This is a genomic window from Pedococcus sp. 5OH_020 (assembly GCF_027812955.1).
GTDB lineage: Bacteria > Actinomycetota > Actinomycetes > Actinomycetales > Dermatophilaceae > Pedococcus.
The window spans coordinates 80,612-96,274 of record NZ_JAPYZV010000008.1 but is presented as its reverse complement, the minus strand read 5'-3'; the positions used below and the strand labels follow the sequence as shown (position 1 = coordinate 96,274).

General features: G+C 68.8%; 10 protein-coding genes. 6 read left to right on the top strand and 4 right to left on the bottom strand.

Features of this window, described 5'->3' with window-relative positions:
* Positions 1–81: 81 nt before the first annotated feature.
* From PHA84_RS15465 to PHA84_RS15450, 4 genes are all read right to left on the bottom strand, one after another.
* Positions 82–1,746 (bottom strand): APC family permease, encoded by a 1,665-nt coding sequence (locus PHA84_RS15465; protein ID WP_270889024.1) that lies wholly within the window; start codon positions 1,744–1,746, stop codon positions 82–84.
* Between the two features lie 209 nt (positions 1,747–1,955).
* A complete protein-coding gene (locus PHA84_RS15460; protein WP_270889023.1) occupies positions 1,956–2,147 on the bottom strand; it encodes a YegP family protein in 192 nt (63 codons plus the stop codon).
* A gap of 230 nt (positions 2,148–2,377) precedes the next feature.
* Positions 2,378–4,945: a GH32 C-terminal domain-containing protein gene (locus tag PHA84_RS15455; protein ID WP_333742347.1), complete on the bottom strand. Its 2,568-nt coding sequence runs from the start codon at positions 4,943–4,945 to the stop codon at positions 2,378–2,380.
* A 278-nt stretch (positions 4,946–5,223) separates the two neighbouring features.
* Complete coding sequence (locus PHA84_RS15450) at positions 5,224–5,397, bottom strand: ANTAR domain-containing protein (protein ID WP_270889022.1); 174 nt, start codon at positions 5,395–5,397, stop codon at positions 5,224–5,226.
* 181 nt (positions 5,398–5,578) lie between these two features.
* On the opposite strand from PHA84_RS15450, the gene PHA84_RS15445 reads away from it, so the two are divergent.
* The 6 genes from PHA84_RS15445 to PHA84_RS15420 all read left to right on the top strand — a co-directional run bounded on the left by PHA84_RS15445 (position 5,579) and on the right by PHA84_RS15420 (position 15,653).
* Positions 5,579–6,805: an MFS transporter gene (locus PHA84_RS15445; protein ID WP_270889021.1), complete on the top strand. Its 1,227-nt coding sequence runs from the start codon at positions 5,579–5,581 to the stop codon at positions 6,803–6,805.
* A gap of 117 nt (positions 6,806–6,922) precedes the next feature.
* Positions 6,923–7,948 (top strand): LacI family DNA-binding transcriptional regulator, encoded by a 1,026-nt coding sequence (locus PHA84_RS15440; RefSeq protein WP_270889020.1) that lies wholly within the window; start codon positions 6,923–6,925, stop codon positions 7,946–7,948.
* 141 nt (positions 7,949–8,089) lie between these two features.
* Complete coding sequence (gene rhaI / locus PHA84_RS15435) at positions 8,090–9,256, top strand: L-rhamnose isomerase (protein WP_270889019.1); 1,167 nt, start codon at positions 8,090–8,092, stop codon at positions 9,254–9,256.
* A 52-nt stretch (positions 9,257–9,308) separates the two neighbouring features.
* On the top strand, positions 9,309–11,345 hold the full coding sequence (locus tag PHA84_RS15430; RefSeq protein ID WP_270889018.1) for a bifunctional aldolase/short-chain dehydrogenase: 2,037 nt from the start codon (positions 9,309–9,311) through the stop codon (positions 11,343–11,345).
* A 3-nt stretch (positions 11,346–11,348) separates the two neighbouring features.
* Entirely contained in the window at positions 11,349–12,773 is a 1,425-nt protein-coding gene (locus PHA84_RS15425) for a rhamnulokinase (protein ID WP_270889017.1), read from the top strand.
* 141 nt (positions 12,774–12,914) lie between these two features.
* Positions 12,915–15,653 carry an exo-rhamnogalacturonan lyase family protein gene (locus tag PHA84_RS15420; protein WP_270889016.1) on the top strand — a complete coding sequence of 913 codons (2,739 nt, stop codon included), beginning with the start codon at positions 12,915–12,917 and terminating at the stop codon, positions 15,651–15,653.
* The last annotated feature ends 10 nt before the right edge of the window (positions 15,654–15,663 follow it).

Genomic DNA, 15,663 nt, shown 5'->3' with positions numbered 1-15,663 from the left:
CCGGAGGCAACCGGCGGCGCTTTCGTGGGAAGACACGCTAGCGCTTCCTGCTGTGGAGCGATGACCGGAACCGCTGTCACGTCAGACCGTGTGGTAGTCCAGCGTCTCCTCCTCCGGCAGGACCACCTCCGACACCATCTCCTGAATCTTCTCCGACGGGAGCGCCACCTGCATGGCCCAGTAGTAGATGACGAGGCTGAAAGCAGCCACCACCAGCATGTCCCACCACAGTCCGAAGACCGGGTGCTTCAGTGGTCCGAAGTCGCTGAAGTACACGATGAGCCCCATGCCGACCAGGTATGGCGGGAGCCACGACGCCGCCCGCCAGTCCAGGACCGGCTCACGGTCGTTGAGGTGGAAGGCTCTACTGACCACGAGGATCACGTACCCGATGAGGATTGCGACGCCCAGCTTCCAGTCCGTCGTCCACCCGGACCACAGGATGATGAGCCCGGAGATGACGAAGGCCAGGGGCGAGATGACGTGCGCAGCGGGCAGCCGGTACGGCCGGTTCGCGTGAGGCAGCCGGCGGCGGAAGGCGCCCAGGGACAGCGGCGCACCGGCGTACATCAGCACCGACGCGCTGGTGATGAGACCGACGAGCGACTGCCAGCTCGGGAACGGAAGGAAGCAGATGCACCCGGTGATGAAGGCCGCGACCAGTCCGACGCTGGGGACGCCGCGGCTGCTGAGCCTTTCGAACATCGTCGGGATGTAGCCGTTGCGGGACAAGCCGTAGGACACCCGCGAGCTGCCCGTCGTGTAGATCAGCCCTGTCCCTGCCGGGGAGATGATCGCGTCGGCGTAGAGCACAGCGGCGAGCCAGCCGATGCTGAGGACGGTGGCGATCTCCGCGAAGGGGCCTGTGAAGACGGTGTAGTAAGCCTTGCTGCTCGTGTCGGTCCACGTCTTGCCGATGGTGCTCGCAGGTAGGGCGTAGAGGAAGGCCAGCTGCAGGGCGATATAGATCACCATGCCGAGCAGGATCGAGCCGATGATGGCGAACGGAACGTCTCGCCGGGGGTTCTTGCTCTCGCCCGCCAGCTGGTCCGCCTGCTCGAAGCCCAGGTAGGAGAAGATGATCCCGCTGGTGGAGACGGCGCCCAGGATGCCCTTGATGCCCTCGGGGTTCCAGCCGTTGGCCGCATTGAAGTTGCTGGGCCGGAAGTTGGCGAAGGCGAGCACGAAGATCGTCAACAACGGGATGGCGACCTTCCACCACGTTGCCGCGCTGTTCGTGGCCGCCAGCTTTCTGACCCCGAGGAAGTTGACGGCCGTCAGGATCGCCATGAGGACGACCGCGATGACGATGCCCGTTCCGGTCAGGACACCGGTCTTGGGGTTCAACCAGCTGTGCGCGAAGGAGTAGTGCTGCGCGTAGGTGAGCATGGCGGAGACCTCGATGGGCGCGACGGTTGCCGCCTGGAGCCAGGAGAACCAGCCGAACGAGGCGCCTGCCACGCCACCGAACGCATAGTGCGGGAAGCGCGCCGTACCGCCGGAGACCGGGTACATCCCTCCGAGCTCTGCATGGACGAGGGCCAGGACGAGGATGGCCACACCGCCGATCACCCACGAGATGATGGCCGCGGGGCCTGCTGCCATCAGTCCCTTCTGTGCGCCGAAGAGCCATCCGGACCCGATGATGGAGCCCATTGACGCCCAGAGGAGGCCGATCAGACCCACTTCTCGGCGCAAGGTGTGCGTCGACCTACCGGGTCGTTCGGTTGCTGTGGTCGTCGACATACGGCACCTCCCTGTGACGAGGTCCGGCCACGGAGAAGCGCATGTGCGCTGGACGCGCAGAGCCGAGCCTTCCATGGCGCCGAGGGTCGCGGCGCTGAGCAAATTGTAGATCCGCTACCGGGGAATGAGGTGAAAGTTTCTGGTGAGCCACCAGCCGGCACGGCGCCGGTCACCGCCGAGGAGCCGCCAGGGCAGTGACCTGCCTTCCTTTACTTGACCACTGCTGTGACCGGCGCCTGCGGCGCGTCCTTCTGGACAGCTGTAATGCCGTCACGGCAATGCTGCTCGGAGAGGTAGCCCTCGCCAGAAGTGGCGATGATGTGGTTGTTGGCCGAGCGAAGATGCCAGCGGTACTCGCCCTTGGAGTCGCGGAAAACCTCGAACTTAGCGCTGCTTGCCATGTCGCTCCTTCCAGAGGGGTTCGTTCCCGACGGTACCCAGAGGCAGGCGTCACCGCATGGGGAGAGTCTCGGAGGGGTTGGGCAACGAACGGGCCGGCGTGACAGGAGAGAGGTTCGGACCAGAAGGCGACCGTCCTCCTCGGGACCGCGACACCGAAGATGGAGCGCCGGGGGGTGTCACCGACGCTCCATCTCGTATGGGGGTGCTGGCCTCCTGGACCAGGCCGGCCCTACTTGCCCCAGGCGGAGCGCAGGGGCGTCACCTTGACCGACTTGAGCATGGCCGAGCCGCCGGTGGCGAACGCCTGGATTCCGTCGCTGGTCGGGTCAGGGAAGATCTGGTCCGTGATGGCGACCGACCCGTCCTGGGCGAAGACCTCGACCGACGACCAGTCCACCAGGACGCGAAGCGAGACGTCTCCGTTCGCACCTGCGGCGAACGGCGCCCGCTGGACGCCGGGGAAGTCGTCGCTGAAGCCGACGTCGCCCGACTTCGTGCGGTCGACGAAGAGCTCACCGGTGGTGCGGTCGTAGCCGATTCGCGTCTCCTGACCGTTGCCGGTCCGAACGGCGATCCCGGAGCTCTGCGCCGTGCCGGGCGCCAGCGTGGCGGACAGCTCGTATGCCGTGGCATGCGCTGGCAAGGTGGTTGAGCCGGTCGGCACGACCAGGCCCTTGGCGTTCAGGACCGCTTCCTCACGCAGGTCCTGAAGCTGATGAACCGGCCTCTGCAGCAAACGGACACCGTCCGCCGTGGTCCGCAGACCGAGCTCGCGAGGCACCGTCATCGCACTGCGCCATGGGTCGGTGGGGATGGAGCCGGCATAGTTCCAGTTGTTCATCCAGCCGACCATCACCCGGCGATGGCCCGGCACGTCGTTGAAGGTGACACCGGCGTAGTTGTCCTTGCCATAGTCCACCCAGTGCGCCCGCTGGACGGTCGACCTGGCCGGCGTGGAAGAGAGGCTGAACTGGTCGGCGAGGATGTGCCCCCAGCCCCCGGTGTTGTTGTCAGCCAATACGATCCTGGCCGTCTTTCCAGCCAGGTCGCGGACATCCCAGCCTTGCCAGTCGAGCATCTCGCTGTCCGAGCCGGTGGCTGACCTGACGACCTGGCCGTCCACGACCAGGCGCACGGAGGTGTCCACCGCACGAGGCTTGGCTGCCTCGTCGGAGAACATGATGTGGTCGACGTTGATGTGGCCCCAGCCGCCAGAGTTCTGGTCGACGATCTGGATCTTGGCCGTCTTCCCGGCGTACTGGCTGACGTCCCAGGTCGCCCAGTCCAGGGCCTCGTTGTTCGTGCCGGTCGCGCTCTTGACCACCTGGCCGTCCACCAGGAGGTTGACGGAGGTCGGTTCGCTCGTGGTCCACGGGTGGTTGCCGCCACCCACCAGCAGGTTGATGTGGCTCTTGGTGATGGTGAACGCCGGGGAGGTGATGGTCCCCTTCGTGGTGTCGTGGTCGAGGAACGTGTTGACGAGCTGCTGGCCGAGGTAGCCGGTGACCTGCTGCTGGTCGCCGATGGTGCCCTTGACCGGGCCCGTGCCGACGAGGTCGCCCGTCGTCACCCAGCCGTGCCCGTAGTCAGGACCCTCGAAGTCTGCGAACACCTCCCCCACCGGTGGTGCCGGGCTGAGGGTGGACCCGGGCACGTAGGGGTGGTGTCCACCGCCGACCTTGAAGTTGAGGTAGCCGGCGTCGAGCGTGAACTCCGGGGAAGTCAGCGTTCCGACCGCCCCGTCCGCGCCATGGAAGCTGTTGGCAAGCCCCGTCCCCACCCAGTCGGAGACACCTCCCTGGCCGGGCAGGTTGCCGGTCGCCGGCTCGGTGCCGAAGGCTGCGCCGTCGGGCGCCCAGCCGCCATACGTGCCGTTGTCGAAGCTGCCGAGGTCGCGCCCTGTCGGAGCGACATAGGGCTTGTCGTCGGAGACGAAGCGCGTTCCGTCGAAGGTCCCGGTGAAGTACTGGTTGGCCGAGCCGCCCGCGATGCCGCCCGGGTTGATGTTGACCAGTAACACCCACTTGGTCTTCTTCGAGTCGCCGTCCACCGGGAGCGGGAAGAGGTCAGGACACTCCCACACGCCGCCGGTGGCCCCGGCAGGCCCGAAGTCGCTCAGGTGCTCCCACTTCTTGAGGTTGCTCGAGCGGTAGAAGCGCACCTTGCGCTCGGCGCTCAGCGCCACGGACATGATCCACTCGTGGCCCGGCTCGTACCAGAACACCTTGGGGTCGCGGAAGTCGCGGGAGCCGATGTCGAGGACGGGGTTGTCTGCGTACTTGGTGAAGGTGCGCCCGCGATCAGTGCTGTACGCGAGCGCCTGGGCCTGGATCCCGGTGGCTTTGTCCAGGCGCGTGTACACGGCCACCATCGCCGGGTGCTCCTTCGTCCCGAACCCGCTGGTGTTGTCCTTGTCGACGACTGCACTTCCTGAGAAGACCATCGACTGGTCGTCCTGAGGGATGGCGACCGGTAGCTGGGTCCAGTGCACGAGGTCGGGGCTCACAGCATGGCCCCAGGACATGTTCCCCCACTGGTTCCCGGACGGGTTGTACTGGTAGAAGAGGTGATACTCCCCTTCGTAGAAGACCAGCCCGTTCGGGTCGTTCATCCAGTTCTTCGCCGGCGTGTAGTGGAACTGCGGCCGGTACCGCTCGGTGTACGGCGGCTGCTGCGCGGACGACGGTGCCGCGCCCGTCGTCATCGCGCCCGAGAGAGCCAGGACGGCGACCCCCGCGACACTGGTGATCCGGGCGGACAGGCGGGCGCGGGCACGGCTGGGGACGTGGTGGTTCACGCGATCACTTCCTCGTCGATCTGACAACGTTGTCGCGCACTGTCTACGCGCCCTGCTCGTTGAGGTCAATAGGTGGAGCAGAGGATTTGCCAAAACTATGACAACGATGTCACATGCTGGTACGCCACCATCGCCATCCGCACCGTCGCGACGCGACGGCGCCGCCGACCCCACGCTGTTGGAGGACGGCAGCGACGGCACCTGAGTGCCTACCCCGGCCCCTCCACCGGTTTGCGAACCGGACGGCGCGGGGGGGACGAGGGCTCAGCTCGAAGGGCTCACTCGGTGAGCCGGTTGCGCGCGTTGACGTCGGCCACGACCTCGACCGCTACATCGCGCACCTTGCGGTTGGTGTTCTGCGAGACTCTGGCCAGGTACTGAAACGCCCTGGCCTCGTCCAGGTCGTACTGCACCATCTGGGCGCGAAGCCCCCGGGCCACGGCCTGCGGCATGAAGTGGGGCCATCGCCGTTCCTGGGCGGCATTCCCGAGCACCACGCCGTAGGGACACCGGCGGGGGCGTGGACCACAATGGAGCGCCGAACCACCCCTGGCCGAGACCGGCTCTGCTGCGCCCGGCTCGCCACTGCTCTCAGAGCCCTCGAGCACAGAACCATCCACCGGAGGGAGCACCATGGAGCCGAACCATGTCAGTACCGAGGCCGACGCGCCGGCTCCGGGCATGACTCGGCGCAGGACGTTCCTCTTCGCGGCAGCCGGTGGAGCCGCCGTGGGGAACCTGTACTGGTCGCAGCCTCTGCTGGAGCTGATCGCCAAGGACCTGCACGCCTCACCTGCCACAGCAGGATGGCTGGTCACGGCGACCCAGGTCGGGTACGCCGTCGGGATCCTCTTCATCGTCCCGCTGGGCGACGTCCTCGACCGTCGCCGCTTGATCCCCGTGATGATGCTATGCGCTGCTGCGGCCCTTGCCGCCTGCGCGGTCTCGCCGAGCTTCACGGTGCTCCTGACTGCCATCACCGCCCTAGGGCTGACCACCGTGGCCGGGCAGATCCTGACACCGCTCGCCGGCGACCTCGCCGACCCGGATGACCGGGGGCGGGTGGTGGGAACCGTCATGTCCGGCATCCTCACCGGCATCCTCGCGTCGCGAACGATCAGCGGTCTCGTCGCCGGCGTCGCGGGCTGGCGGGCCATCTTCGTCGCGGCCGCGGTCGTCACGGTGGTCTGTGCCCTGCTCGTCTACCTATCGGTCCCGCCGCTCGCCCGCAAGGCGCACCTCCCCTACCCCGCCCTGATCGCCTCCGTGGGCTCCGTGGTGATGGGCGCGCGCACCGTACGGTGGACGCTCGTCCTGTCCGCCACCGGGTTCGCGGTCTTCACCATGTTCTGGACGTCGCTGACGTTCCTGCTCAGTGCGCCGCCGTTCTCCTACCCCGTCTCGGTGATCGGGCTGTTCGGTCTCGCAGGCCTTGCCGGCGCGGTCACGGCACGACGAGCCGGTCTCCTGCACGACCGTGGCTGGTCGCTGCCCGGGACGGGCGCGGCCTGGGTCCTGGTTCTCCTGTCGTTCGTGCTCGCTGCGTTCGCCCAGCGCTCGGTCGTCCTCGTCCTGGTCGTGGTCGTCGCCCTCGATGTCGGCCTTCAGGCCATGGGGATCCTCAACCAGCTGCGCGTCTTCGCGGTGTCCCACGAGGCGCGCAGCAGGCTCAACACGGCATACGTCACAGTGAACTTCGTCGGCGGGGCGATGGGTTCAGCGGCCTCGGCGCTGCTCTGGTCGGTCGGCGGTTGGACGGCCGTGACGACCGCCGGCATCGTCCTGAGCCTCGCGGCGCTGCTTGTATGGGCCATAGGGCGTCGCGGTCCCCTGGTCCTGGTGGCGGCGGAGCCCGGGTAGCCACGACAGCGGGGGAGGCGGCGTTCGGCGGGGTGCATCCGCCGTCGGCTACCGGCGGGTGGCTAGGCTTGCTGCGGGTGCTCGACGAGGTGCCCAGGGGAGTCGAGGGAGTCGGACATGGCACGCGCGCGGATCAAGGACGTGGCGAGGCTGGCCGGTGTCTCCGTGGGCACCGTGAGCAACGTCCTCAACCGACCCGACCTGGTGGCGAGCCCCACGCAGGAGCGGGTCCTCGCCGCGGTGCGCGAGCTCGAGTTCGTCCGCAACGCCTCTGCGCGCTCGCTCCGGGTCGGCGCCAACCGCGCCATCGGGCTCGTCGTGCTCGACGTGGGCAACCCCTTCTTCACCGACGTAGCACGCGGCGCGCAGGAGGCTGCCGACGCCCTCGGCATGATGGTGATGCTGTGCAGCAGCGAGAACGAGGTCGCTCGACAGCAGCGTCACCTGGAGATGTTCGAGCAGCAACGTGTCCTCGGGGTGCTGCTGACGCCGGCGGGAACTCGGGACCCGCACGTGGACGAGATGGTCAAACGCGGCACCCCGGTCGTCCTGCTCGACGCCGCACGTGGCGTGCGCAAGAGGTGCTCGGTGACCGTCGACGACGTCATGGGAGGCAGGCTCGTCGTGGAGCACCTCGTCGCACAGGGCCACCAGCGAATCACCTTCGTCGGCGGCGAACCGAGCGTGCGGCAGGTGCGCGACCGCCTTCGGGGCGCGCAGGGCGCCTTGCCGGGTGGCGCGCATCTGGCCGTCCACCCGACCGCCGACCTCACGGTCGCGGCAGGGCGTGAGGCAGCCAAGGCGATCCTCGCGAGCTCCGACCGCAGGCCGACGGCCGCCTTCTGCGCCAACGACCTCCTTGCCCTCGGCATGCTGCAGGAGCTCACGCGTCAGCGGCTCGACGTCCCGTCGGACCTGGCCCTGGTGGGGTACGACGACATCGAGTTCGCGTCCGCCGCCGCAGTCCCCCTCTCGTCCGTGCGCCAACCGCGGCAGGAGCTGGGCCGGGTGGCCGTCGAGCTGCTGCTCGAGGAGGTGGACGAGGGTGCCGCACACAGGCATCGGCAGGTGATGTTCACGCCCGAGCTGGTGGTCCGTGACTCGAGCCGCGTCGACGTGATGGCGGGCAGACGCCCCGCCTGAGGCCGCGCCCACTCGCGCTGCTCTTGACGCACCGCCGTACTTGAGGTTAACTCGGTTCCGGAATTGAATCGGTTCAATCAGTCCGTCGACAGATGCCGCTCACGGCAGCGCGACGACGACGGCGACGCGGACGGAGTAGGCATGGCCACCTTCAGTGACATCGCAGGCCGGCTCGAGCAGCAGGCGATCGAGCTGCCGTCGTGGGCTTTCGGCAACTCGGGGACCCGCTTCAAGGTGTTCGCGACGCCCGGAACGCCGCGTACGGTGCAGGAGAAGCTGGCTGACGCCGCCAAGGTGCACGAGCTGACCGGCCTGGCGCCGAGCGTGGCGCTGCACATCCCCTGGGACAGGGTCGACGACTTCGACAAGCTGCGCCTGTTCGCCGAGGACCTCGGGGTCCGGCTGGGCACCGTCAACTCGAACACGTTCCAGGACGACGACTACAAGTTCGGCAGCCTGACACACGTCGACGAGCGCATCCGGGCGAAGGCGATCGCGCACCAGCTGGAGTGCATCGAGATCATGGACTTCACCGGCAGCCGCGACCTGAAGATCTGGCTCCCCGACGGCACGAACTACCCGGGTCAGGGTGACCTCCGTGGCCGCCAGGACCGTCTCGCGGACAGCCTCCAGCAGGTCTACGCCAGGCTCGGTGAGCACCAGCGGCTCGTCCTGGAGTACAAGTTCTTCGAGCCGGCGTTCTACGCCACCGACGTGCCGGACTGGGGCACCTCGTTGGTGCAGTGCCTGGCCTTGGGGGAGCGGGCGGTGGTCTGCCTCGACACCGGTCACCACGCGCCTGGCACGAACATCGAGTTCATCGTCATGCAGCTGCTGCGACTGGGCCGGCTGGGCGCGTTCGACTTCAACTCGCGCTTCTACGCGGACGACGACCTTATCGTCGGGGCGGCCGACCCGTTCCAGCTCTTCCGCATCCTGTACGAGGTGGTGCGGGGCGGCGGGTACGGCCCGGACAGCGACGTGGCGTTCATGCTCGACCAGTGCCACAACGTCGAGGACAAGGTGCCGGGGCAGATCCGCTCCGTCCTCAACGTCCAGGAGATGACCGCACGAGCCCTGATGGTGGACCGCGACGCGCTGGTGGAGGCCGAGCGCGCCGGGGACGTGCTGGGGGGGAACGGGGTCCTCATGGACGCGTTCTACACCGACGTCCGCGCGGACCTGGCCGACTGGCGGGTGTCCCGCGGGCTGCCGGCCGACCCGATGAAGGCCTACACGGTCAGCGGGTACCAGGAGCAGATCGTCGCCGACCGGGTCGGCGGCACCCAAGCCGGCTGGGGCGCCTGAACACCTCCGCCCTTCCCTTCTCCCAACGACGCGCAACGAGGAAGAACCGACCATGACGAACCGCACCGTCGCCGAGCTCATCGCCCGCTCCAACCGCCTGGGCGCCGACCCGAGGAACACGAACTACGCCGGGGGCAACACCTCGGGCAAGGGAAGCGAGACCGACCCGGTGACCGGTGAGCAGGTCGAGCTGCTGTGGGTCAAAGGCTCCGGCGGCGACCTGGGCACCCTGAAGGAGTCCGGCCTGGCGGTCCTGCGGGTAGACCGGCTGCGCGCGCTGGTCGACGTCTATCCCGGCGTCGAGCGTGAGGACGAGATGGTGGCCGCCTTCGACTACTGCCTGCACGGCAAGGGTGGCGCGGCGCCGTCGATCGACACGGCGATGCACGGGCTCGTCGACGCGTCGCACGTGGACCATCTCCACCCCGACAGCGGGATCGCCATCGCCACCGCCAGGGACGGTGAGCAGCTCACCAAGGAGATCTTCGGCGACAAGGTCGTGTGGGTGCCCTGGCGTCGACCGGGCTTCCAGCTGGGCCTCGACATCGCCGACATCAAGAAGGCCAACCCCCAGGCTGTCGGCACGATCCTCGGTGGACACGGAGTGACGGCGTGGGGCGAGACGAGCGAGGAGACGGAGCAGAACTCGCTATGGATCATCCGGACCGCGCAGGCCTACCTCGACGAGCACGGGAAGGCCGACCCCTTCGGGGCTCCGGTTCCCGGGTATGCCGCCCTGCCGGAGGACCAGCGCCGCGCCAAGGCCGCCGCGCTGGCACCGCACCTGCGCGCGGTCGCCTCGGCCGACAGGCCGATGGTCGGCCACTACACCGACGCCGACGTCGTCCTGGAGTTCCTGGCCAGCGAGAAGCTGGCACCCCTGGCCGAGCTGGGCACCTCCTGCCCCGACCACTTCCTGCGCACCAAGGTCAAGCCGCTGGTCGTCGACCTGCCCGCCGACGCGACGGTCGAGGAGATCGTCGCGCGCCTCGCTGAGCTGCACGCCTCATACCGTGCCGACTACCAGGCGTACTACGACCGCAACGCCAACCCGGACTCTCCCGCTATCCGCGGCGCCGACCCAGCCATCGTCCTGGTCCCCGGCGTCGGCATGTTCTCCTACGGCAAGGACAAGCAGACCGCCCGCGTCGCCGGTGAGTTCTACGTCAACGCCATCAACGTCATGCGCGGCGCCGAGTCGGTCTCGACCTACTCCCCCATCGACGAGTCCGAGAAGTTCCGGATCGAGTACTGGGCGCTCGAGGAGGCGAAGCTGCAGCGGATGCCCAAGCCCCGTTCGCACGCCGGCCGTATCGCGCTGGTCACCGGCGCCGCCTCGGGCATCGGCAAGGCCATCGCCACCCGCCTCGCCGCCGAGGGCTCCTGCGTCGTCATCGCCGACCTCGACCTCACCAAGGCGCAGGATGCGGCGGCCGAAATCGGTGGCCCGGACGTCGCCGTCGGCATCGAGGCCGACGTCACCAACGCCGAGCAGGTGCAGGCGGCCGTCGACGCGACGCTGCTGGCGTTCGGTGGGATCGACCTCCTGGTCAACAACGCCGGCCTCTCGATCTCCAAGCCTCTGCTGGAGACCACCGAGGCCGACTGGGACCTACAGCACGACGTGATGGCCAAGGGCAGCTTCCTGGTGAGCAAGGCCGCGGCCAGGGCGATGATCGCCCAGGGGCTCGGCGGCGACATCGTCTACATCTCCTCCAAGAACTCGGTCTTCGCCGGCCCGAACAACATCGCCTACTCCGCCGTCAAGGCCGACCAGGCCCACCAGGTCCGGCTGCTCGCCGCCGAGCTCGGAGAGCACGGCATCAAGGTCAACGGCATCAACCCCGACGGCGTCGTGCGCGGCAGCGGCATCTTCGCCGGCGGCTGGGGCGCCAAGCGGGCCGCGGTCTACGGCGTACCGGAGGAGGAGCTGGGCGCGTACTACGCCCAGCGGACCCTCCTCAAGCGCGAGGTGCTGCCCGAGCACGTCGCCAACGCGGCCGCACTGCTGACCTCGGACGAGCTCAGCCACACCACCGGTCTGCACATCCCCGTGGATGCCGGGGTCGCCAACGCCTTCCTGCGCTAGACCATGGCAGGGAGGGTCTTCGGCGCGATCGACATCGGCGCCTCGAGTGGTCGCGTGATCGCCGGAGTCGTCGACGCGGCGGGTCGAACAACCCTGCATACCGTCCATCGCTTCCCCAACGGCCCAGTGGCTCGCGAGGGCCACCTGCGCTGGGACTTCACGGGCCTCTTCGACCAGGTCCTCACCGGTCTGCGCCGCCTGGCGGAGCGGTTCCCGCAGGTCGAGTCCATCGGCATCGACACCTGGGCGGTCGACTACGGACTGCTCGACGCGAAGGGGCGACTGCTGGGCGAGCCGGTCTCCTACCGGGACAGCCGCACGGGCCCGGCGGTGGACCTGCTCCACGCCAGGATCTCCCCGGAGAAGCTGTACGAGGCCAACGGGCTTCAGCACCTACCGTTCACGACGACCTACCAGCTGGAGGCAGAGCGGTCGGGACGGCTGTGGCACCAGGTTGCACACATCGTGCTCCTTCCGGACCTGCTCGCGTACTGGCTCACCGGGGAGCTGTGCACCGAGGTCACCAACGCCTCGACGACCGGCTTGCTCGACGTGCACGGGGATGCCTGGTCGAGCGAGGTTCTCGAGGCTCTCCAGCTGGACCCGGCGCGGCTGCCGGCCCTGGAGCCGCCCGGAACGGTGCGCGGCAGGCTGTTGCCCGGTGTGGCCTCGAAGGTGGGCCTGACGGGCGCGACAGTGGTGACCACGGTGGGCTCGCACGACACGGCGTCGGCCGTCGTGGCGGTACCTGCCCGCGACCGGAGCTTCGCATACGTCTCGAGCGGTACGTGGTCCCTCGCGGGGCTGGAGCTGGACAAGCCGATCCTCACCGCGCCGAGCCGCCTGGCGAACTTCACGCACGAGCGCGGGGTGGACGACCGCTACCGGTTCCTGCGCAACATCGGTGGTCTCTGGCTGCTGCAGGAGTCACTGCGGACGTGGGCGGGCCGAGGGCTCCACCATGACCTTGCCACCCTGCTGCGGGAGGCCGAGGCGCTTCCCGCCGGCGGTCCGGTGATCGATGTCGACGACCCGGCGCTCATCCCGCCGGGCGACATGCCGGGGCGCATCCGACGTGCCGCCACGCAGCGCGACCAGCGGCCCCCGACGTCCGCCGCCGCCGTCGTCCGGTGCATCGTGGACTCCCTGGCCACGGCGTACGCCCACACCGTGGAGCTGGCCAGCTCCCTGGCCGACCAGCCCGTCGACGCCATCCACATCGTGGGCGGAGGGTCGCAGAACCGGCTGCTCTGCCAGCTCACGGCGGACCTGTCCGGTCGCGAGGTGACCGCAGGCCCGGTGGAGGCGACCGCCCTGGGAAACATCCTCGTCCAGGCCCGGGCCCACGGTGCGGCGCCGGCGACGCTGGAGGAGCTGCGTTCGACCTTGGCCGACGCTGCCGAGGTGCGGTCCTTCCACCCCGCCTGAACGACACCCACCAATCCCGTTGCAAACATTGAGATGGCAGCATATGCCTCTTGTGGGAAAGGGTTTTCCACGTTAGCGTGCCGAGAGCTGGGTCGCTTCCGGTCCGGCACACTTGAATCGACTCAACGTGGAGGCTTCTCAGTGGGTGCACAGGGCGACTTCAGCCGAAGAGTTTTTCTCGGTGGCTTCGCGGCCGCCGCCGCGACCGTTCCCGTCGTGACCGCACAGGCGCGTGCGAGTGCCGCCGACACCACCTCGGTCAGCCCCGTCGTAGCGGACGACGCCGGAGACGGTGTACTGCTGCACTGGCTCGACGGTGCTCCGGCCACGACGAACGGCGCCGCGTGGGGGGTCCCCTGGGCCCGCGGAAAGGTCTCCAAGGGCACCGCTCTGGCGCTCACGACCGCGAGCGGAAAGCCCGTGCCGCTGCAGTCCTGGCCGCTGGCCTACTGGCCGGACGGCAGCCTGAAGTGGACCGGGCACGCGATCGCTGCGGACCAAGGGCTGGAGAAGACGCTCCGCCTCGCCGAGGGACAACCGGCCTCCCCGGCGAAGCGCGTGACAGTGGACAAGCGAGGGGACGACGTCGTCATCGACACCGGTGCGATGACGGTCACGCTGGGCGGTTCCGGCGACGTGGCCCTCAAGTCCCTCACCCGTGGGAGCCGGACCACCGCACGCGACGGGCGTCTGGTGCTTCGCCTTCAGGACCAGCCCGAGGAGCACGACGGCGAGGCACGCCAGTCCAGCTGGACAGGCGCGGTGACCAAGGCGACGGTCGAGCAGCAGGGCCCGGTGCGAGCCGTCGTGCGGCTCGAGGGGAAGTACACGCTCGACCAGGGCCCCAACCACGGCAACGGTGACCGCCAGATCCTCCCCTGGACGCTACGGGTCTACGCGACGGCGGGAAGCGAGTCTCTCCGGCTGGTGCACAGCTTCGTGTGGGACGGCGATGCGAGCAAGGACTTCGTCCGCGGGCTGGGTCTGCAGGTCCAGGTGCCTCTGTCGGACGAGGCGCACAACCGGCACATCCGTTTCGCAGGCAGCGAGCGAGGCGTGTGGGGTGAGCCCGTACGGGTCCTCACCGGGCTTCGCCGCGACCCCGGTGCCGCGGTGAACGAGGCACAGTTCCAGGGAACCGCCACTCCCCCGGTGAGCGCCTGGGCCGCCCAGGTCCGCGACGGCTACCAGGAGCTGCCGCTGTGGAACGACTTCACCCTCGTGCAGAACAACGCGTCGAGCTTCGCCGTCTGGAAGCGGACCTCCCCCGCCCACTGCTGGCTCAAGGGGGCCGGCTTCGGAACCCGGGCGCCCGGCCTCGGCTACGTCGGCGGCGTCAGCGGCGGCCTGGCCTTCGGGATGCGGGACTTCTGGCAGCAGTTCCCCCGTGCGCTCGACATCCGCGGAGCTGCGGGGGACGCGGCCACCGTGACGCTGTGGTCGTGGTCGCCCCACGGGAACGCCATGGACCTGCGGCCGTACGACGCGCACGGACACGGCCTCGACCTCGCCTACGAGGACAACCGCGACGGGTTCGGCGATCCCCGCGGCATCTCACGGTCGACGGAGCTGGAGCTGTGGGCGCTGGGCGCGACCCCGTCTCGCGAGCGCTTCGCCGACCTCGCCGAGGCGGTGTCCGCACCTGCGCAGGTGGTGGCGTCCCCGCAGACCTACCATGGCGCTTCGGTGTTCGGCCACTGGAGCCTGCCCGACCGGTCCACGGCAGCGCGGGTCGCCCTGGAGGACTCCATCACGGCTGGGATCGCGTTCTACACCAAGCAGGTGCAGCAGCGTCAGTGGTACGGGTTCTGGGACTACGGCGACGTCATGCACACGTACGACGCCGACCGTCACACCTGGCGGTACGACGTGGGCGGCTTCGCCTGGGACAACGCCGAGCTCGGCAGCGACGCGTCGCTCTGGTACTCGTTCCTGCGCACCGGGGATGCCGGCACCTTCCGGCTGGCGAAAGCCATGACGCGCCACGTCTCGGAGTCCGACAGCTACCTGGCCGGCCGCTTCGCGGGTCTCGGCTCGCGCCACAACGTCGTCCAGTGGGGCTGCGGGTCGAAGGAGGGCCGGGTCAACGAGTCCTTCAACAAGCGCTTCCTCTACTACGTCACCGCGGAGGAGCTCGTCGGGGACTGGATGCGCGCGACCCTGCAGGCCGACGACACGCTCCTGAAGTACGAGCCGCTGCGGGACATCCTGCCCGCCACGGACAAGGCGCCGAGCCGGCTGCGCATCGGGCCCGACTGGTACGCCCTCGTGAGCAACTGGATGACGGAGTGGGAGCGCACCGGCGACGTCCGATGGCGCGACCGGATCATCACCGGTATGCGCGACATCGCCACCTTCCCGGCGGGGCTGTTCACGGGTGAGGGCGGTGGGGCCGTCGGATACGACCCCCGGACCGCGCACCTGGTGAACCTCGAGGCCGGCGACTACAAGGGCGGCTACAACCTCGCGATGGCGTTCTGCGGCGACCAGATCATGTTCGAGGTGGTGGAGCTGGTGGACGTGCCGGAGTTCAGGAAGGTGCTGCTGGACTTCGCCCGCTACGTGCAGGCGCCGACGGCCGAGAAGGTGGCGCGCTACGGGTTCACGTTCGATCCCCAGGTCTTCAAGACCATCTACTCCCGGGTGACCGCATGGGCGGGTGCAGAGCTCGACGACGCCTCGCTGCGCAAGCGCGGCTGGCAGCAGCTCCAGTCCGACCCCGCGGGCCGGCCTTGGCCCGCCGCTGTCACGGTGGACGGCACCGACGTCCTCGCACCCGTCGAGGAGATCCCGGCCGGCGACTTCGCGACGAACGACTTCGCGCAGCGCAACCTGGCGATCATCGAGCTCCTGGCTCTGGCACCGCAGGAAGCGCCCTGACCACCCGACA

What these genes read in the sequence shown, in the direction of transcription:
- PHA84_RS15430 (WP_270889018.1), top strand. Translation starts at nt 9,309, where the DNA reads ATGACGAACCGCACCGTCGCCGAGCTCATCGCCCGCTCCAACCGCCTG.
- PHA84_RS15465 (WP_270889024.1), bottom strand. Translation starts at nt 1,746, where the DNA reads ATGTCGACGACCACAGCAACCGAACGACCCGGTAGGTCGACGCACACC.
- PHA84_RS15460 (WP_270889023.1), bottom strand. Translation starts at nt 2,147, where the DNA reads ATGGCAAGCAGCGCTAAGTTCGAGGTTTTCCGCGACTCCAAGGGCGAG.
- PHA84_RS15450 (WP_270889022.1), bottom strand. Translation starts at nt 5,397, where the DNA reads ATGCCGCAGGCCGTGGCCCGGGGGCTTCGCGCCCAGATGGTGCAGTAC.
- PHA84_RS15440 (WP_270889020.1), top strand. Translation starts at nt 6,923, where the DNA reads ATGGCACGCGCGCGGATCAAGGACGTGGCGAGGCTGGCCGGTGTCTCC.
- PHA84_RS15425 (WP_270889017.1), top strand. Translation starts at nt 11,349, where the DNA reads ATGGCAGGGAGGGTCTTCGGCGCGATCGACATCGGCGCCTCGAGTGGT.
- PHA84_RS15445 (WP_270889021.1), top strand. Translation starts at nt 5,579, where the DNA reads ATGGAGCCGAACCATGTCAGTACCGAGGCCGACGCGCCGGCTCCGGGC.
- rhaI (WP_270889019.1), top strand. Translation starts at nt 8,090, where the DNA reads ATGGCCACCTTCAGTGACATCGCAGGCCGGCTCGAGCAGCAGGCGATC.